The following is a 23,207-nucleotide window of genomic DNA, read 5'->3' on the forward strand; positions in this document are numbered from 1 at the left end:
ATGGCCAATGATAGCCAGTCACGTACAGCACGAAGAAAACAAATGAAATCATCAAAAAAAGGAAAGAAAACATCCAAAGTTAAAAAGATATTTATGACACTCTTAACCATCGGAGTAGTCTTAATGCTTGGAATCGGTGCGTTATTTACCTATTATGTAGCAACAGCTCCAAGTTTAGATGAATCGAAATTATCTGATCCTTTTTCATCAAAAGTGTACGATAAAAATGGTGATCTCATAGCCGACCTGGCTGGAGATGAGCGCAGAACTAAAATCACCTACAATGATATCCCTCCTTTACTGGAGGATGCTGTATTAGCTACGGAGGATGTGCGTTTTTATGACCATATCGGCATAGATTTCCGACGTATTGGCGGAGCGGTGATTGCAAACATCACAGGAGGATTTGGTGCAGAAGGGGCCAGTACGATTACCCAGCAAGTGATTAAGGAATCATTCTTAACTAAAGATAAAACGATTAAACGTAAAGTCCAGGAACAATACCTGGCCATTAAGTTAGACCAGGAGTACTCCAAAGAGAAAATATTAGAAATGTACTTGAATAAAATTTATTATGGTGCCGGATCCTACGGTGTTGCAGAAGCTGCAGAAACGTATTTTGGAAAGAAAGATTTAAGTGAATTGACACTCCCTGAAGCAGCCCTTCTTGCAGGTTTGCCACAACGACCAAGCGGCTACATGCCGTTTGAAAACCCTGAGCTTGCTAAAAAGCGGATGAACACCGTATTAAACTTGATGGTACAGCATGGTAAAATTACTGAAGCTGAGGCTGAGGAAGCAAGGCAAGTTGAAATTGAGGATCTTGTAATTGAAAGACAACCTGAAAAAGAAACCCCTTATCAGGCATTCATTGATGAAGTGGAACGTGAGATTAAAAAGAAATTAGACGGATCTGAGATTTATAAAGATGGATTAAAAATTCATACGACGCTTGACCCTAAAGCTCAAGAACATGTACAAGAGCTTCTTAGTGATGAGGGGCCAATATCATGGCCTGATGAAAAACTTTGGGCAGGTGTAGCTGTCACGGATACTCAGACTGGCGCAATAAGAGCTATTGGCGGCGGCCGTAATTATCAAAAAGGAAATTTAAATACAGCTAGCCAAATCAGCCGCCAACCCGGATCAACATTTAAGCCGATCACTGCATACGGGCCAGCTATTCAATATAATAAAATGTCCACTTATCATCAAATTAAAGACGAAAAAACAGTATTTGGAAATGATTGGACGCCAAATAACTTTGATAACCAATTCCGAGGTTGGGTGTCCGCCAGGTATGCCTTAAGCCGTTCCTTAAATATCCCTGCAATCAAAACGATGGAAGAAGTCGGGGTAGATAAAGCAGAAGAATTTACAAAAGGATTAGGATTTGAAATCCCTGATAATGGTCTAGTGCTGTCTGATGCCATTGGCGGGGGAATCGGTACAAATCCTAAAGAAATGGCAGCTGCTTATGCAGCATTCGGAAATGAAGGTGTTTACAATGAGCCCCACACTGTAACAAAAGTTGAAGTTCCAGGAGAAGGAACGATTGATTTAACACCTGAATCTAAATCTGCAATGAATAGCTATACAGCATTCATGATTTCTAATATGCTGCAGACTACTATGAGTGAAGGAACTGGTACAGCGGCCAACGTTCCCGGCATCCCTGATGCAGGTAAAACCGGAACAACCAACCGTGGGGACTACGCCTCAGATTCCTGGTTTAATGGTTATACGACCAACTATTCGATTTCTATCTGGTCAGGTTACGAAGAGGAAGATGCGATGTCACAAGCAGCCAAAGACATTCCAAAACAAATTTATAAACCTTTGATGACCCGGTTATCCGAAGGGATTGACACCCCAGATTTCACAAAGCCGGATTCTGTCTCTTGGGTTGATGTAGAAAAAGGCTCGAGACCTGCCAGATTACCAAGTAAATATACACCATCAGATAGGATCGTCACAGAGCTTTTCCACGTGGATAACCAACCTTCAAAGGTTTCAGAAACCTATCAGAAGTTAGATCCTGTTCAATCATTGTCCGGAAGCTTTAATGAAGAAACTTCGAGCATCGATCTTTCTTGGTCCTATGGGGAAAGCGATGGTGTGAGTTTCAGAGTTGCCGCATCCATCGATGGTGGTGAAATGAGAGAACTTACAACAACGAAAGATACAAGTCTTGAAATTACAAACGTCGATCCAGGAGCTTCCTATGAATTCTCTATTGTAGTGGTCAGTGACGATGACAATACAGCCAATAGTGACCCTGCAACAGTTCAAGTTCAGGCACCTGGTAACATCGAAGAGGAAACTCCAGATCCAGAAGAAGGTACCGAAGAAAATCAAGAAAATGAGGAAGAAGAACAGGAAGACAATCAGGAAAATCCTGAAAACGAAGGTGAAGGTCCTCCTGAAGGTAACCCTAATAATGAGAATGGATCAGGAAATAACGGCGGTGAAGGTAACGGAAACGGAAATGGAAACGGGAATGGGAATAATCCTGGGAATGATGACAACGAAGATAATGAGGAAGAAAACCAGGATAATGGTTCCGAATCTGACGGAAGTAATGATTCAGAAGAAGAAACACCTCCAGAGGAAAACCCGGATGAACAACAAGATGCAGCATAATCATAAAAGCCCTCTTACCATAAAGTAAGAGGGCTTTTTCATAGCTGTTTTTCTTTCTTTCGCATACGTTTTTGACCTTCTCTACACAAAGATAAAAGTGGACATTCTTCACAATTCGGCCGCTGAGCTTTACAATGATAACGGCCGAAAAAAATCATACGGTGATGAGTGACACTCCATTCTTCCATCGGAACCTTTCTCATTAATGTTTTTTCCACTTCTAATACAGAATCTTTCCACCGACATATACCAAGTCGTTTTGATACACGTTCGACATGAGTATCTACAGCAATGGCGGGTTCATCAAAAGCAACAGATGCGACAACATTCGCTGTCTTCCTCCCTACCCCTGCTAAACTTTCTAGCTCCTTTTGGGTCGAAGGGACTTCTCCTCCAAAATTGTCTACAAGTGTTTGTGATAATTTCTTTATATTTTTGGCTTTATTACGGTATAGACCAATGCGTTTGATATCATTCTGAAGCTCTTCTAATGGGACTGCGATATAATCTTCCGGTGTTTTATACTTCTCAAATAATTGAGGTGTCACTTTGTTTACCAATGCATCTGTTGCTTGTGCCGACAGTACAACAGCAACAAGGAGTTCGAACGGATTGTTATGAGTCAATTCACATTCGGCATCCGGAAACATTTCCTCGAATGTATCTAAACAATACCTTATTTGTGTTTTGTTCAACATAATGTAACTTAAGAGTCCTCCTCCAGCCAATTATAGTAGAGCGAAATATCTCTTTTTTTATTTTCTTGTTTTGACGTTTTAACAGGTGATTGGCCTTGACGGAATTGTCTTCCCTGTTCTCTCGCCTGTTCAACAGTTCTTACTCCTTTTCGCTTCCACTCCCTAAGGATGCGGTCGATATATTTAAAGTTTAGTTTACTCATTAAAACAGCTTCTCTTAATGCTGCTTTAATCAAAGCAGGAGATTGTTCTTCTTCATCCAACCATATATTTATGGTTTCAATTTCAAAAGGAGATAACGGGCGCCCAAATTCTTGTTCAAACAATGGAAAGATGTTTTCATCATAAGATTTGTCATTGATCTGGGGTTTAGATGACACAGTGAACAATTTTTCCCATAATGGTTCTAATGAATAAAATTCATTAAGAACTCTATGCTCGTTTTGATTTTGCTCTATAGTCAACATTCTTTTTTGAATTAAAGTCCTAAGCACACGTGAACATTCCTGCGAAGAAACAGAAAGGTGAGTTGCAAGCTCTTCTGGTGTAGGAAACCCGTTCCCTTCGGTGCGGAATCGATGGATCTGCAAAAGAACCACCAGTTCTGTCTCACTCAATTTTAATTGATGATAGTTTTTTAACAACTGTGTTGGAACGACCATTTGGTTATCCACGATGTCTTGAAAACTTTGATATTTAGCCAAATTAATCCCTCCATTCGTAGTAAGGTTGAATGAAAAACACCGATACGCCATAAGGCGAAAAATCGGTGTTTAATCATCCGCATGATATCAGATCACGGGTAAAGTCTGTTCAATAAGCGTGGGAATGGAATGGTTTCACGAACATGTTCGACACCTGCAATCCATGCTACAGTACGCTCAAGTCCCAAACCAAATCCTGAATGGGGTACACTTCCATATTCACGGAGCTGCAAGTACCATTTGTAGGCTTCCCCTGTTAATTCATGTTCTTCATATCTCTTTCTCATTAATTCTAAATCATCAATTCGCTGTGATCCGCCGATGATTTCTCCATAACCTTCTGGTGCGATCAAGTCTGCACAAAGAACGACTTCTGGACGTTCAGGATCTGGTTTCATATAGAAGGCTTTAATTTCAGCAGGATAATTTGTTATGAATACAGGTTTTTCATAACTTTCTGCAATTGCTGTTTCATGAGGGGCTCCAAAGTCCTCTCCCCACTCAATATCATCGAAGCCTTTATCCTTCAGTAGTTGAACCGCATCATCATAACTAATACGCGGGAACGGGGCCTGAATATTTTCTAATTTCTTAGTGTCACGGCCCAATGCTTCTAACTCGATCTTACAATTTTTAAGAACGGACTGGACCACATGAGAAACGTATTGTTCCTGAACTTGCAAGCTATCTTCATGATCCATAAAAGCCATTTCAGGTTCAATCATCCAAAACTCAATTAAATGCCGACGTGTCTTTGATTTTTCAGCACGGAAGGTAGGGCCGAAACTGAATACCCGTCCAAATGCCATGGCTGCTGCTTCCATATAAAGTTGTCCACTTTGAGATAAATAGGCATCTTCTTCAAAATACTTTGTATGGAACAGCTCTGTAGTCCCTTCCGCTGATGAACCTGTTAAAATAGGTGGGTCAATTTTGACATAACCATTGTTATTGAAAAATTCATATGTGGAACGGATGATCTCATTCCGTACTTTCATCACTGCGTGTTGTCGCTTCGAACGTAACCACAGGTGACGATGGTCCATCAAAAATTCAGTTCCATGCTCTTTTGGTGTAATCGGATAGTCAATCGCTTCATGAATGACTTCGAAGTTTTTCACTTGCATTTCAAAACCAAGTGGAGAACGCGAATCTTCAACAATTACCCCAGTGACGTACAAAGAAGATTCCTGAGTTAATGCTTTGGCGTCTTGAAATTTGTCTTCTCCAATCTCCGCTTTCACAACGATCCCCTGCATAAAGCCAGTGCCGTCACGTAGTTGCAGAAAGGCAATTTTCCCGCTTGAGCGCTTGTTGCTTAACCAAGCTCCAATGGTTACTTCTTGTCCTACATATTTCGATACTTCTGAAATGGTTGTTTTCATACTTTGACCTCCAACATTGCTTATGATTGATATTTATTTACGAAGTTCTCAATTCGATCAGCAGCTTTTTCAAGCTGATCCAGTGATGTAGCATAAGACAGACGAACATTGTCTGGACTGCCGAAACCGGAGCCTGGAACAAGAGCAACCTTTTCTTCATCCAGCAAGGCTTTCACCCATGCGTCCACATCTTCAAAACCGCCACGTTCAACAGCTTTTTTTACATTTGGAAAAAGATAAAAAGCACCAGAAGGTTTGGCACATTCTATTCCAGGAATGTTAATCAGACGCTTGTGCAATAAATCCAACCGCTCTTTGAAAGCCTCTTTCATCTTTGTTACTTCATCTTCGGAAGCTGTATATGCGGCTAATGCTGCATATTGGGCAATTGTCGTCGGGTTAGAAGTTGAGTGCGAAGCCATATTCGACATTGCTTTTACCACTGTCTTGTTTCCTGCAGCAAATCCGATTCTCCAACCTGTCATCGAATGAGATTTTGAAACCCCATTAATGATGATCGTTTGATGATAAAGCTCATCAGATAGTTGAGCTATCGATACATGGTCTTCCTTTGTATAAATAAGTTTCTCATAAATTTCATCGGAAACAATTAAAACGTCATGCTCAAGACATACTTCACCGAGAGCTTTTAATTCTTCTTCCGAGTACATCATCCCTGTCGGGTTACTTGGAGAATTAATGATTACAGCTTTAGTTTTTGGTGTGATCGCTGCCCGTAATTGTTCAGCAGTAAGTTTAAAGTTATTCGCTTCTTCTGCGGATACGATTACTGGTTTCCCTTCAGCAAGCTTGATTTGTTCAGGATAACTGACCCAATATGGAGCGGGAACAATCACCTCATCTCCTTCATTTAGGAGCACTTGAAATAATGTAAATAATGCATGTTTGGCACCTGTTGTTACAATGATTTGCTCATTTGTATAGGTTAGGTCCTGATCACGTTTCAATTTAGCTGTGATGCTGTTCTTTAATTCAGGAATCCCACCGGCAGGGGTATATTTTGTCATACCTTCATCCATTGCTCTTTTGGCCGCATCAAGGATATAAGCAGGTGTATTAAAATCCGGTTCTCCTGCTCCTAATCCAATCACATCATGTCCTTCTGCTTTCAGTGCTTTTGCTTTGGCTGTAATCGCCAGTGTTGTTGATGGTGTTAATGCTTGAACACGTTCTGCTAATTGCATAATCGTCACTCCTTAATCGTTTTGTCTGAAGGCAAAGCGTTGGTCGAACGCCTCTCCATTTAATGTGAAATAATCCATTACATAACGGTTCCGTTCGTCGATATAAGTCAACTGGTAGACTGGTTCATTTTCTTCAAAGGCGTACGCTAGATCTTTAAACGTACATCCAGAACATGATTCATCCCACTGAGCGTGCATTTCTGCAACAGGAAGAACGTCATCTAAAGGTACTTCATCCAGTACGTCTTTTTCTTTGATATCAATAAATAAAAGCCATTTCCCCTCTTCTTTTGAGCCTTGAACAATATGGATCTCCTTCTCACCATGGTATGTAAAGACATGATCTACTCGGTGGATACCTCCAGCCTCTTTTGCAATGGCTTTTGCTTCTTCATGTCCCTCTGTACGGTCCTGATTTACTTCCACATACAACCAAACAGAAAGAATTAGAATAAGAAACAGGATGATACCCACAATAATCAGGCTCCATTTCACCCATCTAGGTGCGGTATATGGTGAAGACTGCGGTGTCAGCATCGTCATCATCCAGTGCCAATCCAAACATTAGATTTTTTTCTTTTAACGTACGATTCAATGTATCAACAATTTTATATAAATCGTCAGACTTTTGAATCCTTACAGTCGATAACGTTTCTATTTTATTTTCCATCCATACAACCTCCATTTTTGTGGTGGGCCGCTTTATATTATAACAGGTTCGTCCAGTAGATTCTTACCTCGTTACAACCAATTTTCAATTTCATTAATTAAGCGTTTTGTGGATTCATAGGAGACAGGCACTTTAGGCAAAGAAGAGAGAAAGTACTTACCGTAACGCGCTTCTATTAACCGTTGATCGCATATAAAGACCACACCCTTGTCAGTAGAACTCCGAATCAATCTACCAAACCCTTGCTTAAAGCGAATGATGGCATGAGGTAGAGATTTCTCCATAAAAGAATTCTTCCCCTCTTTTTTCATACGCTCGTCCCTTATAGATTGTACGGGTTGATCAGGGGGCTGGAAAGGTAATCGGACCATCATTAGACATGAAAGATCATCCCCTGGAATATCCACTCCTTCCCAGAATGAACTAGTACCAAGCAGGATGGCCTGGTCAAAGGCCTGAAAGTTTTTCTTTAACCGATCTCTGCTTCCACTCGAAACCCCTTGTGCAAAAATCATGAATTCTTCTGGATCTATGAACTCTTTTAACAGAAGATATGTTTTTCTAAGCATCTCATAAGAAGTAAATAAAACAAGCATTCGCCCTTTGGTCACTTGAGCAACAGAATAAATGGCTTCACTAAGAGCTTCAATAAAAGCTTCTGGTTCCTTCTTGATATTAGGAAAATCATTGGGCACCATTAATTGAACCTGTTTCTTATAATCATAAGGAGATGGAATGATAGCCTCTAAAGTGTTATGCCCTTCCTCTATCCCCAGTGACCTTCGTATATAACTAAATGAGTTGTTTGTAGATAAAGTAGCACTTGTCAGAATAACACTCTGCTTCTTATTAAATAAACGATGATTCAGCATGCTGGCTATATTCACAGGTTCACTAAATAAATATATCGCATTCGCTGCCCCTTCACCTTCGATTTCCATCCATTTTACTTCCTCATCCCTAGTGAAATCGAAATAATGAATCAGTTGTGAGCGGATCTTCTGACACACATCTATTTGATTATCCAATCGAGCAAGTAAAATAGGGATGCCATGGTCTTCATTGACTGCCAGCTGAGCTTTCAATTCAAGTTCGATTTTCTCCATTTGAAGAATTAACTTTTTAATCTTTGCAAGGAACCGATGAGACATTTCCTTAGCCGTATTCATGAATGAAGGCATTTTATCTCTTTTTAGAAGCCACTGTGTCCGCCCGATATCACTTTTTCCTTTTCCTAATTGGCTCTGCTTTTTAACATTTTGATAAATATAGCGAGAAAGCTGGCTTAGTTCCTCTTTTGCTTCATCAATTGTCTGCTGACCTTTTGAAAGATTCGTAAACATGTCGTTTGGTAAGAAAAATCCTTTATAGAGACTCTTGTGGAAAACCTCTCCAAATTGTGTTAAATGTCTCTGTAATTCTCTATAGTCCATACGAACACCGAAATATCTGCTTGCCACTGCTTCCAAATGGTGTGCTTCATCGATTATGACATGATCATACTCCGGTAAAACCGTCTCCTCTTTCATTATATCCATACAAAATAGCGCATGGTTTGTGATCACCAGGTCTGCTTGCAAAGCCTTCTCCTGCGCCCAGTGAAAGAAAGAATCATCTGTATAACCCAATTGAAGAGTCTTACTGGATTGTTCCGAGGATACTTTATGCCAGAACTGCCTCCCATTAGAAGGCAATTGTATTTCATCGACGTCTCCTGTACGAGTCCTTGTCAACCAGACGAGAATCATCGCTTTCGTCAAAGCGATATCGTAATTATCCTGGTATGAATTCTCTAATTCGTAATGAAAATGGGTGAGACTAATATAATGGGATTTCCCTTTATAAATGACCGCTTTAATAGGTCGAGGAAACATCCGTTCAATTTTTGGTATTTCTTCTTCTAACAATTGCTTCTGCAAACTAGTTGTATGAGTCGATATAATGACGCGTTTGCTATCTTTCATTGCCGTGTAAGCGGCTGAAAGAAGATAAGCTACTGACTTTCCAGTCCCAGCTCCCGCTTCTACTATGGCGTGTCTTCCTTCACGGAAAGCCCTTTGGACATGGTCTGTCATTTTCGATTGACCTTCCCTGTACTCGTAATTAGTTAAAAGGCTTTGAAGTCCATTCTCACCCTTATACACTTGATCTTTCCAGGAATCGAAAACAGGCAATTGTACAGAGGTTTTCTTGCGTTCGGGGATTTGTTTACGCACAGCAATTCCATGCTTAATAACTGTATCTGTATCCTTGATGTTTCCATACCGCTTTTCATCTAAGTAGCGGTCGAAAAATTCTCGAAAGTCACTCTTTAATCTGGATTCGATTTTCAAAAGGTACTGCAGGGTTCTCTCAGGTAAACCTTGTAATTTGTTCATAAGGTAAACAAATAAATCAGCAGTTACTTGTGCATCGGATAAGGCCCGGTGTGGTCGATCATGCCCCATTTCCAACCGTTCAGCCAGTTGACCTAATTTAAAGGTGGGGGAAGTCGGCAACAATATCCTTGCAAATTCAACCGTATCAATGATCGGATTATGTAACGGCTGATAGCCGCATCGTTTCAACTCATCATTCAAAAAGCCAAGGTCAAATTCAATATTATGAGCGACTATGTATGCATGTTGAAATAGAGGATAAACATCCTCTGCAATTTCTGAAAAAAGTGGAGCGTCCAGGACATCTTCATCATCAATACCTGTTAATGAACGAATGAAAGGAGGTATTTCCTTTTCTGGATATACGAGCGAAGAAAACTCCTCCACTACTTTACCGCCTTCCTCTATCACCACAATTCCAATTTCAATAATTCGATCGCCTTTAGCTGATGCATTCCCTGTTGTTTCTAAATCTACAATTGCAAATCTCTTCATGATCATCCCTACTTTCACCACAAAAAGGAAGGACCTTGCCTGAAAGTTATTGGCATAGATCCTTTCTTCACTCGCTCGTTCACCTTATATTGGTAAGGCTTGCAAAGGCGGCTCTTCCTCAATAATTTGCTCAACTTGATTCTTCTCATCCATTAGAGCAATTTTCGGACGGAAAATGTCAAGATCCTTTTCACTAAGCATGGCGTAAGAAACAATGATGATGACATCATCCGGCTGAACCCGTCTAGCTGCAGCCCCGTTTAAACAAACAACACCGCTTCCGCGTTCTCCGGCTATTACATATGTTTCAAGCCGTTCCCCATTATTATTATTTACAATCTGGACTTTCTCATGAGGAAGAATCCCGACTTGATCCAATATATCCTGATCAATCGTCACACTTCCCACATAGTTCAGATTTGCTTCTGTTACACGCGCCCTGTGTATCTTAGCTTTCATCATCGTACGAAACATCAAATACCTCCTTGCTGATTAACCATAAATTTCATTGCCTTCTTTATTAAACACTACATTATCAATTAATCTCGCATGTTCGTAGGAGACAGCTGCAGCAAGAATAACAGGACGGTCAATCTCCTCTAAGAATTCTAACTCAGGATATGATAATAATTCAATATAATCTATCTTACCATGAGTTTTTGTTTCAAGAAACTTCTCTGTTGCCTTGATGACAACTTCCGGCGATGTATGTCCATCTCTTACTAATTGCTTCCCATATTGAAGAGCTGCTTGGATGGAAGGTGCTTCCTTTCTTTCCTTTTTAGAAAGGCGCACATTTCTGCTACTTTTAGCTAAACCATCATCTTCTCTCACTGTTGGGACCGGCACTAATTTAACTGGAATATTGTAATCTTTTATCAATGCATCGACTACTGCCACTTGTTGGGCATCCTTCATTCCAAAGTAAGCTGTATCCGGCCGGGTTAAATTAAAAAGTTTAGCGAGGACCGTCACTACACCATCAAAATGACCAGGCCGGCTCCTCCCACAAAGAACATCCGTACGTTTAGTTACAGACATTTGAACAGATAAGGGACGTGGGTACATCATCTCTTTTGTAGGAAGAAAAACCATGTCCACCCCATTTTCCTCTGCAATTTTTTGATCACGTGCTTCATCGCGTGGATAGGTTTCCAAATCTTCTCCCTGGCTGAATTGCAATGGATTTATGAATATACTCAGGATCACACGATCATTCTCTTTACGTGCTTCTTCAAGAAGACGCATATGCCCTTCGTGCAGATACCCCATGGTTGGTACAAACCCAATTTTTTCCCCATTATTCTTCCATTGGGAAACGACATCATTTACTTGTTCAACATCTCTTAAAACTTTCATCGTTTATTTATCCCTCCGGCAAATGGCTGGAATCCATTGTGAATGTATGGGCTTCTTCAGGAAAAGTTTCCTTCTTAACCTCTTGAACATAAGATGCAACAGCTTCCCCTAATATATGATTGCTATCCGTATACGCTTTAACGAATTTCGGTAATCGATCTACACCGTACTTCAATATATCGTGATAAACCAAGACTTGCCCGTCACATTCTGCTCCTGCTCCAATACCAATAGTCGGAATGGACAAGCGGTCCGTTATTTTTTCGGCCAGCTGCCAAGGCACACATTCAAGGACAAGGGCCATCGCACCCGCTGCTTCTATTTCTTCCGCTTCTTCAATTAGACGCTTGGCTGCTGCTTGATCCTTTCCTTGAACTTTATAACCTCCAAGAACATTGACAGATTGAGGAGTCAAGCCAATATGTCCGATTACTGGGATACCAGCACGGACGAGCAGTCCCATCTTTTCCGAAACTTCTCCACTACCTTCGAGTTTTAATGCCTGGGCGCCCGTCTCTTGATACAGTCTTTTGGCGTTTTTAAGAGTATCTTCCGTAGAAATATGATAGGTCATAAATGGCATGTCAATAACTTTAAAAACATTGGGTGCCCCCCGATAGACGGCTTTTCCATGATGAATCATATCATCAATGGTAACTGGGATAGTCGAATCGTAACCCAGCACAGTCATCCCTAAACTATCCCCAACCAAGATCATATCAACCTCTGCATTGGCTGCCATTTTTGCAGAAGGAAAATCATAACTTGTGATCATAGCAATCTTTTCATTATTCTCTTTCATTCGTTGAAACTGGTTCTTGCTATGCATGGTAACCACCTTCTCCCCAATGAATTTCCGCGGAGTATAATTTTTCTTCTCGTCCATTTCTCCTTCTTGCACGCAATGCCCCGTCAGGTTCAATTCCAATTAACGTGGCCTTCCATGTTTCTTTCATCGTAGAAATGGTGACTTCTTCTCCGATCTTATAACCAAAATGTTCCCATTCTTTTTTGATTGTTTCAAACCCTTGGGATTCGAATACGTCATAAGCCCTTTCAAAAAGACGTAAAATATGTTGGATAGTAGCTTGAATATTCCAGTCATGCCCACCTTCGACCTTTAGAGAAGAGGCTTTATACCGTATCTTTTCAGGAATTTCATCTTCACCCTGATTGACGTTCATCCCCATCCCAAGCACAATATACTGAATGGTATCCTGCTCCGCCTGCATTTCGGTTAGTATGCCCGATACTTTTTTATGGTTGATCAATAAATCATTCGGCCATTTAATCTGTGGATTTAAATCTGAGTTTTCGGCAATCAGCTTCGCTAGAACGGTAGCAGCTAGTAAAGTGAGCTGTGGGGCTTGAAGCGGAGGCAAGTTTGGGCGAAGTAAAATACTCATCCATATCCCCTTTCCCTTAGGGGAATCCCAATTCCGTGCCATTCTTCCTTTTCCTTTCACTTGTTCATCCGCAATAACCACTGTGCCATGGGGTTTTCCTTGTTTCGCCAGCTGGTGGACGATTTCCTGGGTAGATTCGACTTGATCATAATGATACAACTCATTTCCCATCCATTTAGTATCCAATCCCCATCTCAATGTGTTTTCACTAATTTTGTCTGGATACGATAAGATTTTATATCCCTTACGCTGGACCGCTTCAATTTCGTAACCATCCTTTTTTAACTCGTTCATATGCTTCCAAACCGCGGTCCTTGAAATGCCCAGCTGATTCGATAGCTCTTGGCCCGATATATGTCCTTTATTTTTATTTAAAAGTTCAATTAGTTCCTTGCGGGTGGATTCCATGATTTCACCCACTCCTTTATTTTTTCATAATTATTTTCAATTCTTTCTGTTACGACTTCATATTCAATGGCTTCCAGCCACTCCGATATCCAAGGCCCTTTAGGACGGGCAGGAAATAAAGAAATTAAATCCTTTGCTTGAAAATGCAGTTCTTTTCTATGGTGGATAATAAGGTCTTTTTTTGTTCTTCTCATACTGTTTTGTAAGCCGTCACACTCATCATATAAAGCAAGACAAACTCTTTCAAAAGAAGCAAAACTACCTTCATTCAGTTGATACACCAGCCATGGCGTCACTTTTTTTTCATTTTCATAGATCTTTAACCCACTTAATAAATGTTCGGATTTTCTTTTGGTAGCGTTCGATAGTTTCCAGTGATTAACGAATGCTTCAACAGAAATTTCCGAATGGGAAAACGTATAAAAAGCGATAATTTCGTGCCATGTATACAAGATTGCTTTTGGATAATCTTCTTGGAACTGGAATCCTTTGAAAATAGGAAGATGTTTTTGAAGACCTGAGTCTTCCAACAACTGCAACCCTAACTTATAATCCTTTCCTGAAAAGAGCTTTTCGGTTTCAATGGCGATTCGTTCTATAGATATGCACGCTAATAAACCTGACATTTCTTCAAGGGCACTTTTCGTCTCAGAATCAATGGTAAAAGAGAGCTGGCTCGCGAAACGAACCGCTCTCATCATACGAAGCGGATCTTCACGAAACCGTTCCAAAGGATTACCCACAGCCTGAATTGATTTCTTCTTTATGGACTCATAGCCCAAATAAGGATCTATCAATTCACCATTCCTACTCATAGCAATAGCATTCATGGTAAAATCTCTTCGTGCCAAATCAAGTTTAATGTCATCCACAAAGTTTACTTTATCAGGATGCCGATAATCCTCATAGCCACCTTCCACCCGATATGTCGTTACTTCATATGACTCTCCTTGGTGTCTTACGATCACTGTGCCATGTTCAATACCGACAGGGATCACTTTGTCAAAAATTTCTTGAATTCGTTGGGGGGACTCGGAGGTAGCAATATCTATATCATTGACTTCTCTCCCACTCAGATAGTCGCGAACAGAACCTCCTACAATAAAGGCCTCCCCTCCCGCTTCTTCGATCACTTTAATCACTTCGCATGCCTGTTTAAATACCTGATCAATCATCATTGTTTAGCACCTGTTCATAAAGGGCTTCATACTGACTAAGTATGGTTTCAGTAGCAAATTTATCATGGACTACCCTTTTGGCCTGTTCTGCCATAGCTTGATGCAATTCTTTATCCTGAAGGATTTTTTTTGCAAAATAAGAGATTTGTTCAATGTTGCCGAGTTCAGCAATAAATCCCGTTTCTCCATGGTCTATGACTTCCGGGATACCCCCGATATTTGTTCCTATACTAGGAACCCCGCATGCCATCGCTTCAAGCAACACCAAGCCAAAGCTCTCTTTCTCTGATAAAAGAAGCTTTAGGTCTGAAATGGAGAGTAATTCACTGACATTTTCTTGTTTCCCTAAAAAAAGGACATCTTGCTGGAGGTTGAGATCCTTGACCAATTGATGACAGTCAGAGTACTCTGGGCCATCTCCTACAAGTAAAAGTTTAGCCGGCATGGTGTTGCGTACCTCCGCAAACGTACGGATGACATCTGATACTCTTTTCACCTTACGGAAGTTTGATATATGAATCATAACCGCATCATCATTATGAATTCCATAATGCTCTTTTAAACGTTGTTCTGACTTTCTGAAATATTCTCTTTCATCCACAAAATTATATATGGTGTCAATTGATCGATTGGTATGTAGCATATCTTTGGTTTGATCAACCAGGCTCTTAGAAACAGCTGTCACTCTATCGGACTGTTCAATTCCAAACCTAATCATTTGTTTAAGGCTTGAATCAATCCCTAAAACGGTAATATCTGTCCCATGAAGGGTTGTAATGATTTTGACATCCCTGTCACACATTTGTTTGGCTAAAATAGCACAAATGGCATGCGGCATCGCATAATGAACATGAAGGATATCCAGTTCCTCACGATTAATGACATCTGCCATTTTAGCAGCAAGAGCCAAATCATAGGGAGGATGTTGGAATACCGGATAATTGCTGACTTCTACTTCATGATAATAAATATTTGGATAGACCCTGTTTAATCGAAAGGGAACTTGTGAGGCTACGAAATGAATTTCGTGGCCCTTCTCCGCCAACAATTTTCCCAGTTCTGTCGCAATGACACCTGATCCCCCTACGGTAGGGTAACAGGTGATTCCTATTTTAGCCATAACCATCACTCCTGTTATCTGTTCTGTTCTATGATGTCTTTCCATTCGAAGTCTTTATGATCTAGAGCTCTGATCATAATGTCTGCCATTGCCAGGTTCGTCGCCACTGGTATTTGATGAACATCACATAACCTTAATAATGCACTAATATCCGGTTCATGTGGCTGTGCGGTCAATGGATCTCGAAAAAAGATCACCATATGCATTTCTTCATTTGCAATTTTCGCACCAATTTGCTGATCACCGCCAAGAGGGCCGGATTGGAAACGAGTTACTTTTAAATCTGCCTCATCGGCAATTCTCATTCCTGTTGTACCTGTAGCAAAAAGCTGATGTTTAGAAAGTATGGAATGATACTCTTTAGCAAAACGAATGATATCTTCCTTCTTTTTGTCATGTGCAATTAATGCGATATTCAATAACAACCTCTCCCTTTTTAATCAAGTAGGTGCTCAAGCCCATAAACAAGGATATCAAGATCCATGACACGTTCGGCTGCAAGTTTCACTCCGCTCATAAAGGATGCTCTATGTATAGAGTCATGCTTGACGGTCAGTGTTTCTCCTAATCCGCCGAACACTACTTCCTGGTGAGCCACAAGACCCGGCAGTCTCATACTATGGATTTTCATACCTTCCACATCTGCTCCACGCGCCCCTTGAAGCGTTTCTGTCTCATTTTCGTGACCCTGCTTATGAGACTCACGGACTTCTTTAATCAGTTCTGCCGTCTTAATTGCTGTTCCCGAAGGAGCATCAAGTTTTTGATCATGGTGTTTTTCTATAATTTCTACTTCTGGAAAGTGTTTGGCCGCCCATTTAGAGAATTGCATCATTAAAACAGCTCCAATAGCAAAATTGGGTGCAATTACTGTTCCGACTCTTTTCTCGGATGCAAGCTCTGTCAGTTCTGTTAATTCCTCGTTTGTAAAACCAGTAGTTCCAACGACTGGACGTACTCCATTTTCGATAGCAAGCTTTGCATGTGTATATCCATTTTCTGGTGTAGTCAAGTCAATAAGAACATCAGCCTCCACTTCACTTAGGCATTTAGCGGCATCTGTATAAATGACTGCATCCATGTCGGGAAGCCCTTCTACTTCTTTGACAACCATTCCGTCATTCATTCGGTCAATGCAAGCAACTAATGATAATGTAGATTGATTTTGTATCATCTTCAATGCCTCACTGCCCATTTTACCACGAGGCCCTGCAACAATCGCTTTAATATTACTCATTGTAAGAACTCCCTTCCCCTTTACGGGTCCAACGGTTTTTATCTCTAGATTCGATTTTACTCATGGATTGTTCAAAAGCCTCAGACATATCAATATCTAATGAATTAGCAAAACAGGTGAGAACAAAGATCACATCTCCCAGTTCTTCTTCCAACGCTTTATCTTTTTCCGTCTTCTTTTTAGGCTTCTCCCCATAACGGTGATTAATTTCTCTTGCCATTTCTCCTACTTCCTCCGTCAGCCTTGCTTGGAGAGATAAGGGTGAAAAATAGCCTTCTTTAAATTGTGATATGTAATGATCTACTCTTTGTTGGATATCCTTAGTCGTATAATTCAAAGTTAACCCTCACTTCTTTTATTGACTCACTCTAAATGTTAGCCAAAAGGCAGCCGTTTGACAAATTTTTTAGTTTGTAATTTAGAAATATGGCTAGGTTTATATCGTATTTTATTGCCGTCATGCATTCCATTCACTATAATTAAAATCGTGTGAATACATAAAAATGGAGGTGGGTAAATGAAGACTTATGGGTTGCGTATTAAAAATATCCTTTGGATTTTAATAGGATCCGCTATTTTTTCTTTTGGTCTTGTTCATTTCAATATCCAGAACGAACTAGGTGAGGGCGGATTTACAGGTATTACTCTTTTGCTTTTATACTTATTCAATTGGGACCCGGCCCTTATGAATATCGTGCTCAATATTCCTGTCCTCATTATCGGGTGGAAAATTTTAGGGCGTGTGACATTCTTTTATTCCCTTATAGGTATTTTTGCTGTATCTATTTTCATTTCCTTCTCCCAGCACTATATGATCCAGTTTAATTTAGCTGATGATCTTACTTTAGCTTCATTATTTGCAGGGGTCTTTATCGGTGTTGGTCTCGGAATTATATTCCGCTACGGTGGAACAACTGGCGGTGTCGATATCATCGCCCGCCTTATTAATAAATACATCGGATGGAGCATGGGAAGAGCCATGTTCGTTTTCGACGCCCTTGTCATTTTTGTTTCCATCATCACCTATTTAGAATATACTCGAGGGATGTATACCTTAGTGGCCGTATTCGTAGGCGCCCGCGTAATCGACTTCATACAGGAAGGGGCCTATGCAGCTAGAGGCACAACAATTATATCAGAGAAAAGTGAGGAAATATCCAAACGGGTGATGGAAGAAATGGACCGTGGTGTTACTATTTTAGCAGGTAGAGGTTCGTTTTCAGGTTCGAAAAGAGATGTTCTTTATTGTGTGATTGGAAAAAACGAAATCGTCAGACTTAAATCGATCATCAATCACATTGATCCACATGCGTTCGTAGCCGTCAGTCATGTTCATGACGTCATGGGGGAAGGCTTTACACTGGATGAAAACAAAAATCCCATCGATGGTTAACAATAAGGGTGTAACAAAAAGAACCGACCCTGTTATAAGGAACAGAGTCGGTTCTTTTTTAATCTTCGTTCATACCTACAAACATAAACACAAAGCGTAACAATTCCGCAAGAGCTACAAGAGCACCGGCAACATATGTCATAGCAGCCGCATTTAACACTTTCTTCGTCTTTCGTTCTTCGTCGTTACGAATCACACCGGTTGAAACGAGCTGTGACATCGCTCTGCTTGATGCGTCAAATTCAACAGGAAGTGTAATCAACTGGAACAAAACAGCTGCAGCGAAGAAAACAATCCCTGCCAAGGCCAACCCAGTCATGCCTAATAGGAAGCCTCCAATAATAAGGAAAATGGAAATATTTGATCCGAAACTCGCAACTGGGACAAGAGCACTACGGAAACGTAAAAACGCATAATCTTGTTGGTCTTGAATTGCGTGACCTACTTCGTGAGCGGCAACAGCAGCTCCGGCAGTTGAACGTCCATGATATATTTCAGTTGAAAGGCGGATTACTTTGGAACGGGGATCATAATGGTCTGTCAGATGACCTCGAACTTCTTCGACTGCTACATTATACAACCCGTTATCGTCAAGTATTTTTCTAGCTACTTCCGCACCAGTCAAAGACGATGAAGTAGGTACTTTCGAATATTTTTTATACGTACTTTTAACCTTTGATTGCGCCCAAATAGGTATGATCAAAATAAGCGCAAAATAGATAATAAAGCTCATCTAACATTCCTCCGTCTTGGATGTGTATATAGGTCAATTTTAGTCAAAGATAAAGAAAAAATCAACTATGACCTCCTCTTATCTTGTGTCTATTTCTTGAACGTGCGCGATATTTTCTGACACTAACATAAATAAGAGTAAAAAGAATGGCCCCCCCTATTAAAAGGGCTGTCCATATGAATGCATCCATTTCCGCACGCTTATCTATAAGAATATGGTTTAATTCTTGGTTCAGGCTTTCTCTGCCCATTGTTGTATCGTGCTCATTTAAATCAGTCAGTATAGAATCTACAGCTTCTATACTGTCTGGTTCAATATAGGTAAATAAAACAGGACGTAGCACCTTCCATTCTTTACTTATGTCGTTTAACGTCTCAGTTTTTGAGTGTTCAGCTATTTTGCCAAGCTTATCTGAAAGAATATGAGACGGTTCATCAGATGAAGTGACTTCAAGAAAAGTAACTATTTTTTCTGGCGTCAGTTCATCTCCATGAGAAGAATTGGAAAAATCATCCAAAAGGGCGTCCCACGTTTTTTGCTCAGTAGAGGTTAGGGTTTGTGCATATTGTTCCATGGATAAATACTTCTTATTCCATAGGCGTTCAGCAAGGTCCTGCTTCCCATCTGCGACCAATAATCGATATTGAGCAATGAAAGATTCCCATTGATCAGGGGTGGTCTCCGACCTGGCTTCAAACTGGCCGATGGGTATGAGTGTGAAAATCAGGGAACAAATAAACAATAGAAAAGCCCGTCCCATTTCACATTTCCCCTCTCATTCAAAGTATTATTTCCATTGTATGAGAGAATGAAAAAGTTTAGACCGCAGATCTACGATAATCAGAAAGGAAATAGGCCGTCATAATACATCCAATACTGAGCCAAAAAGTAAAGTAGCCGATTTCATCCATATATTTAACAATTGCGGGATATACAGGCATCTGTCCAAATACGTAATCAATAACATCATTATGTAGTGTCCAAACGGCTGCTACAAATATATGTTTAAGCTGCATACGGAAAAAACGGGCATATAATAAACCCTGGAGAGCCATAGCTCCGTGAGAAAGGACTAACATATACCCTGTCCAAGGAAGCGATCCATATTCTAAAAAAGTAAGTCCATTCATAACAACTGCCCAAGTTCCATACTTTAGCAGGGTAATTAACGCAAGTGCTTCAATATAAGGAATACTCTTCCCAAAGATAAAAAAGCCGAGAAATATCGTAAAAAACAAGCTGGCTGTGGGGCTGTCAGGTACAAAAATGAGGAATATCGGTTCTGTCGTTTCCAACTGAGGTTCGTACCATATAAATCCATATATAGTTCCAAGTAAATTAATAGTGAAGAGGGCGATTAAAAAAGTACGATTGGTTAATATGTAATTCACGATCTGCTTCATGTTGATGACCTCCCATACAAATGTAGCCGCGCTTAGAAAGCGCGGCTACATTAAAATAAGTATCCAATTACTCTTCTGATTTTGTCTCTTCTGATTCATCAGATGCTTCTTCTGATTCACCGTCCGAGCCTTCCTCGCCAGAAGAACCCTCTTCAGAGCTCGCTTCACCTTCACCGCCGCCAGCGTCACCACCGCCAGCATTTACAACAAATTCAGCGAGTTGCTGCAGCTCTTCATCACTGCCACCAAATATTCCTGATGGCATTTCACCAATACCATTGACTGCGATTTCTTTCACCTGATCCACTGAAAGTTCCGCGTCAATTAAGGAAGGATAATTCCCTTGACCTTGTAATGCATCCCCATGACAACTTAAACAGTTCGCTTCATAAACAGCGTAACCAGGATCCTCTTTGTCAATTGTCGATTCAACCGCTTCTACATTAACCCCGTATTTCTCTGCACGTGTTTCATAATCAGCATGTGTAACAGACTCGTAAGTTAACCAGAAAGTAGCGATAAAACCTAATAACATCAATCCAACTGCGATCGGACGTTTATGAGGACGTCGTTCTGGACCACGGTCCAGGAATGGTGCAAGCAGCAAAGCGCCGAATGCTAAACCCGGCATTACGATGGCACCAAGAACAATATAATCCCCACCAGCGAATTGATATTTTAAGAATTGATACAAGAATAAGAAATACCAGTCTGGCAACGGAATATAGCTTGCGTTGTTAGGATCTGCCTGTTGCTCAAGTGGTGATGGGTGAGCAGCAGTTAAAATCAAGAAACCGATCAAAAAGACGGCCCCGACAAGCCACTCCTTCAATAGGAAGTTAGGCCAAAAGGCTTCTGTTCTACCTGGGTATTCTGAGTAATCTTTTGGTAAATTAGCTTTTCGCTCGGCCGTGATTCGTGAATCACCGACGAACTTCATCCCTTTTCCCCTATGCACAGCTTTCCCTCCTTTTTAACGTAACATTTTATAGTGGTCCGGAAATACCTTGTTTACGGATTAATATAAAGTGAAAGGCCATTAATCCAAACAATGCTGCCGGCAAGAAGAATACGTGAATGGCAAAGAAACGCGTAAGCGTTTGAGCACCAACAATCGATGGATCTCCGGCAAGCAATGTCCGAATTTGATCACCGATAAATGGTGTTGCTGCTGCTATTTCCAAGCCTACCTGTGTAGCGAAGTATGCCTTGTTATCCCATGGTAACAAATATCCTGTGAAACCTAGTCCCAACATGACGAAGAACAACAGGACACCAATGACCCAGTTCAACTCACGCGGCTTCTTATAGGCTCCTTGGAAAAATACTCGCAGCGTATGTAAGAATAACATGACGATCACGAGACTCGCGCCCCAGTGGTGCATACCACGGACAATTTGACCGTAAGCTACTTCTCTCTGCAAGTAATAAACAGATTTCCATGCATTTTCAATATCCGGTACATAATACATGGTTAGGAACATACCAGATAAAATTTGGATAACCGTGACAAAGAATGTTAATCCACCAAAACAATAAACAAATGCTGAAAAGTGGTGTGCCGGGTTGACGTGTTCAGGAACTTCGTGGTCAGCAATATCACGCCACAGTGGGGTAATATCTACACGCTCGTCCACCCAGTCGTAAATTTTCTGAAGCATGTATTATAGCCCCCCTCCTGATTCTTTCGCTTCGCCTAAGTAAAGCATACCTTCTTCAACTTTGAATTCAAAATGTGGCAGTGGTGCAGTAGGTGGTGTTCCTGGCACGTTAGCCCCATCTTTCGTGTAACGGCCGCCGTGACAAGGACAGAAGAATTCGTTTGGATATTCCTCATTAGACGCCCAGTCTACCGTACATCCCAGGTGAGTACAAATCGGTGATAGTGCTACAATTTCATCATTCTCGTTCCTGTACACCCACGCCGTTTTTTGAACTTCTGATTCATACCAAGCATCTACTTGATCGATCGTCCATTCAAAACGCTGTGGTTCATTCGTAATTTCATCAACAGAAGCTACGGAGACGAAATCTCCACTTTCTTTCGTTTTCAATACTGGATCGATCGCAAAACGAACCATCGGTGCAAGCATTCCGGCTGCCATGAAACCGCCTACACCAGTGAGTGTGTAGTTCAAAAACTGGCGACGGGATACTCGTTTTTTATCGCTCATTCTTTTCCCCCCTCTATGCTGTAATCCATGCGACATGGATTGATTACACACAGTTTACTAGGACATTACCATGATAGCGCAATCTCAAGGCGCGGTCAATAAATTATCAAACCTTGTCGGAACTTTTATCCAGTTACCAATAAGCTTGGATTAATTCACTGATTTGATGTGCTTGTTCCCTTACGAACGACTGAGTTTCAGTCGATTGGATGTCGCCACTTCCCATACCAGGAACCCATAATAAATGACCATCTAACTCAGATTCATATTTCTTCCAGGTGTTGTCGAAAGTGAACAAGAAAATATGCTGGAACGGTTGTTCTTTAAATTTTTGAATCCAAGCATTCACTCTTGTAAATTCGATCTCTTGCTGACCATCAAGGTAATGATAGTCTGGAGCCAGAAAAATTCTTCCCTTATATTCTTTCTCAATTAAGTTGGTGAAGACTTGATTCAACTCCCGTTGAAAGGCCTGCTTAACCATGTGCTGATCGGATGCTGGGTTAAAGGGAACCAGTGGAATAATCACTGTATCGATATATTGTTTTTCTGGAAGATATTGAGTAGTATCTGCTTTTGTCCAACGCATAATTCATCTCATCCTTTATCTATGTATCA

Annotated in this window: 25 protein-coding genes; 2 read left to right on the top strand and 23 right to left on the bottom strand. The window is 40.8% G+C overall.

What is annotated here, in order from left to right:
- Positions 1–2,643: a PBP1A family penicillin-binding protein gene (locus tag BLW54_RS10265; protein WP_074734421.1), complete on the top strand. Its 2,643-nt coding sequence runs from the start codon at positions 1–3 to the stop codon at positions 2,641–2,643.
- Positions 2,644–2,681: 38 nt separating this feature from the next.
- On the opposite strand, the gene nth is transcribed toward BLW54_RS10265, so the two are convergent.
- From nth to BLW54_RS10345, 16 genes are all read right to left on the bottom strand, one after another.
- Positions 2,682–3,341: an endonuclease III gene (gene nth, locus BLW54_RS10270; protein WP_035504968.1), complete on the bottom strand. Its 660-nt coding sequence runs from the start codon at positions 3,339–3,341 to the stop codon at positions 2,682–2,684.
- A gap of 8 nt (positions 3,342–3,349) precedes the next feature.
- Positions 3,350–4,045: a DnaD domain-containing protein gene (locus tag BLW54_RS10275; RefSeq protein WP_035504966.1), complete on the bottom strand. Its 696-nt coding sequence runs from the start codon at positions 4,043–4,045 to the stop codon at positions 3,350–3,352.
- A gap of 92 nt (positions 4,046–4,137) precedes the next feature.
- The gene (gene asnS / locus BLW54_RS10280; RefSeq protein ID WP_074734424.1) at positions 4,138–5,430 is read right to left on the bottom strand and encodes an asparagine--tRNA ligase; all 1,293 of its coding nucleotides are present in this window, start codon (positions 5,428–5,430) and stop codon (positions 4,138–4,140) included.
- 20 nt (positions 5,431–5,450) lie between these two features.
- A complete protein-coding gene (locus BLW54_RS10285; RefSeq protein ID WP_074734427.1) occupies positions 5,451–6,635 on the bottom strand; it encodes a pyridoxal phosphate-dependent aminotransferase in 1,185 nt (394 codons plus the stop codon).
- A gap of 12 nt (positions 6,636–6,647) precedes the next feature.
- Complete coding sequence (locus BLW54_RS10290) at positions 6,648–7,181, bottom strand: cell wall elongation regulator TseB-like domain-containing protein (RefSeq protein ID WP_167358805.1); 534 nt, start codon at positions 7,179–7,181, stop codon at positions 6,648–6,650.
- Positions 7,135–7,320 carry a YpmA family protein gene (locus BLW54_RS10295; protein WP_244153502.1) on the bottom strand — a complete coding sequence of 62 codons (186 nt, stop codon included), beginning with the start codon at positions 7,318–7,320 and terminating at the stop codon, positions 7,135–7,137. The genes BLW54_RS10290 and BLW54_RS10295 overlap by 47 nt, the downstream gene beginning before the upstream one ends.
- Positions 7,321–7,376: 56 nt before the next feature.
- Positions 7,377–10,178, bottom strand: coding sequence for an ATP-dependent DNA helicase DinG (gene dinG / locus BLW54_RS10300; RefSeq protein ID WP_074734655.1), 2,802 nt, complete (start codon positions 10,176–10,178; stop codon positions 7,377–7,379).
- 84 nt (positions 10,179–10,262) lie between these two features.
- Entirely contained in the window at positions 10,263–10,652 is a 390-nt protein-coding gene (panD, locus tag BLW54_RS10305) for an aspartate 1-decarboxylase (RefSeq protein ID WP_074734429.1), read from the bottom strand.
- Positions 10,653–10,670: 18 nt separating this feature from the next.
- Positions 10,671–11,537, bottom strand: a complete 867-nt coding sequence (gene panC, locus BLW54_RS10310) for a pantoate--beta-alanine ligase (RefSeq protein ID WP_074734432.1) — start codon at positions 11,535–11,537, stop codon at positions 10,671–10,673.
- A 7-nt stretch (positions 11,538–11,544) separates the two neighbouring features.
- The gene (panB, locus tag BLW54_RS10315; protein WP_035504954.1) at positions 11,545–12,366 is read right to left on the bottom strand and encodes a 3-methyl-2-oxobutanoate hydroxymethyltransferase; all 822 of its coding nucleotides are present in this window, start codon (positions 12,364–12,366) and stop codon (positions 11,545–11,547) included.
- Positions 12,359–13,351, bottom strand: coding sequence for a biotin--[acetyl-CoA-carboxylase] ligase (locus BLW54_RS10320; RefSeq protein WP_074734435.1), 993 nt, complete (start codon positions 13,349–13,351; stop codon positions 12,359–12,361). The genes panB and BLW54_RS10320 overlap by 8 nt, the downstream gene beginning before the upstream one ends.
- On the bottom strand, positions 13,327–14,529 hold the full coding sequence (locus BLW54_RS10325) for a CCA tRNA nucleotidyltransferase (RefSeq protein WP_083391509.1): 1,203 nt from the start codon (positions 14,527–14,529) through the stop codon (positions 13,327–13,329). The genes BLW54_RS10320 and BLW54_RS10325 overlap by 25 nt, the downstream gene beginning before the upstream one ends.
- A complete protein-coding gene (gene bshA, locus BLW54_RS10330; RefSeq protein ID WP_035504949.1) occupies positions 14,519–15,649 on the bottom strand; it encodes an N-acetyl-alpha-D-glucosaminyl L-malate synthase BshA in 1,131 nt (376 codons plus the stop codon). Before bshA ends, BLW54_RS10325 begins: the two co-directional genes overlap by 11 nt.
- A gap of 14 nt (positions 15,650–15,663) precedes the next feature.
- Positions 15,664–16,068, bottom strand: a complete 405-nt coding sequence (gene mgsA, locus BLW54_RS10335) for a methylglyoxal synthase (protein WP_035504948.1) — start codon at positions 16,066–16,068, stop codon at positions 15,664–15,666.
- A gap of 17 nt (positions 16,069–16,085) precedes the next feature.
- A complete protein-coding gene (gene dapB, locus BLW54_RS10340; protein ID WP_035504945.1) occupies positions 16,086–16,886 on the bottom strand; it encodes a 4-hydroxy-tetrahydrodipicolinate reductase in 801 nt (266 codons plus the stop codon).
- Positions 16,879–17,223: a nucleotide pyrophosphohydrolase gene (locus BLW54_RS10345; protein ID WP_035504944.1), complete on the bottom strand. Its 345-nt coding sequence runs from the start codon at positions 17,221–17,223 to the stop codon at positions 16,879–16,881. The genes dapB and BLW54_RS10345 overlap by 8 nt, the downstream gene beginning before the upstream one ends.
- 180 nt (positions 17,224–17,403) lie before the next feature.
- On the opposite strand from BLW54_RS10345, the gene BLW54_RS10350 reads away from it, so the two are divergent.
- A complete protein-coding gene (locus BLW54_RS10350) occupies positions 17,404–18,279 on the top strand; it encodes a YitT family protein (protein WP_074734437.1) in 876 nt (291 codons plus the stop codon).
- A 58-nt stretch (positions 18,280–18,337) separates the two neighbouring features.
- Here BLW54_RS10350 and BLW54_RS10355 read toward each other — a convergent pair whose 3' ends face one another.
- The 7 genes from BLW54_RS10355 to BLW54_RS10385 all read right to left on the bottom strand — a co-directional run bounded on the left by BLW54_RS10355 (position 18,338) and on the right by BLW54_RS10385 (position 23,178).
- A complete protein-coding gene (locus BLW54_RS10355; protein ID WP_074734440.1) occupies positions 18,338–19,012 on the bottom strand; it encodes a zinc metallopeptidase in 675 nt (224 codons plus the stop codon).
- Between the two features lie 61 nt (positions 19,013–19,073).
- A complete protein-coding gene (locus BLW54_RS10360) occupies positions 19,074–19,772 on the bottom strand; it encodes a sporulation protein YpjB (protein WP_074734443.1) in 699 nt (232 codons plus the stop codon).
- Between the two features lie 58 nt (positions 19,773–19,830).
- Positions 19,831–20,415, bottom strand: coding sequence for a lipoprotein heptaprenylglyceryl N-acetyltransferase LhaT (gene lhaT, locus BLW54_RS10365; RefSeq protein ID WP_074734446.1), 585 nt, complete (start codon positions 20,413–20,415; stop codon positions 19,831–19,833).
- 67 nt (positions 20,416–20,482) lie between these two features.
- Positions 20,483–21,373 carry a menaquinol-cytochrome c reductase cytochrome b/c subunit gene (locus BLW54_RS10370; protein ID WP_035504933.1) on the bottom strand — a complete coding sequence of 297 codons (891 nt, stop codon included), beginning with the start codon at positions 21,371–21,373 and terminating at the stop codon, positions 20,483–20,485.
- A 28-nt stretch (positions 21,374–21,401) separates the two neighbouring features.
- Positions 21,402–22,076: a menaquinol-cytochrome c reductase cytochrome b subunit gene (gene qcrB, locus BLW54_RS10375; protein WP_035504929.1), complete on the bottom strand. Its 675-nt coding sequence runs from the start codon at positions 22,074–22,076 to the stop codon at positions 21,402–21,404.
- Positions 22,077–22,079: 3 nt separating this feature from the next.
- On the bottom strand, positions 22,080–22,589 hold the full coding sequence (locus tag BLW54_RS10380) for a QcrA and Rieske domain-containing protein (protein ID WP_035504927.1): 510 nt from the start codon (positions 22,587–22,589) through the stop codon (positions 22,080–22,082).
- A gap of 133 nt (positions 22,590–22,722) precedes the next feature.
- The gene (locus BLW54_RS10385; RefSeq protein WP_035504925.1) at positions 22,723–23,178 is read right to left on the bottom strand and encodes a YpiF family protein; all 456 of its coding nucleotides are present in this window, start codon (positions 23,176–23,178) and stop codon (positions 22,723–22,725) included.
- Between the last annotated feature and the right edge of the window lie 29 nt (positions 23,179–23,207).

It is taken from the genome of Halobacillus karajensis, from assembly GCF_900108515.1.
GTDB classification, from domain to species: domain Bacteria; phylum Bacillota; class Bacilli; order Bacillales; family Halobacillaceae; genus Halobacillus; species Halobacillus karajensis.